The organism is Stenotrophomonas sp. SrG (genome assembly GCF_050031795.1).
In the GTDB taxonomy this organism is placed as follows: domain Bacteria; phylum Pseudomonadota; class Gammaproteobacteria; order Xanthomonadales; family Xanthomonadaceae; genus Stenotrophomonas; species Stenotrophomonas rhizophila_A.
Genome location: NZ_JBNBBE010000689.1, coordinates 1 through 248, shown reverse-complemented (window position 1 = coordinate 248; position 248 = coordinate 1). Strand labels below are relative to the sequence as shown.

1 protein-coding gene is annotated in these 248 nt (G+C 71.4%); it reads right to left on the bottom strand.

What is annotated here, in order from left to right; genetic code table 11:
* The coding region (locus tag ACQG3P_RS21340; RefSeq protein WP_426806170.1) for a hypothetical protein at positions 1–248 on the bottom strand (248 nt) is incomplete at both ends.

Below are 248 nucleotides of genomic sequence, written 5' to 3'. Positions count from 1 at the left end.
AGCGCGTGCCGAGCGCGAAACCGTCTGCGGCCCCGTCCAGGACGCTCGCTGCACGGCCCAGCGCCACCGAGTTGTTGCCCACTGCCGTGGCGTAGCTGCCGTCCGCCGTGGAGCCGCTGGCAACGGCGCGCGCATCGGCGCCCATCGCGGTGGCCAGGAACCCGGCCTGCGCGGGCAGGCTCAGTTCGTCCGATCCGTCCTTGAAATACCGTTGCACATATTCCAGTGCAGCCACCCGCGCGTCGGCG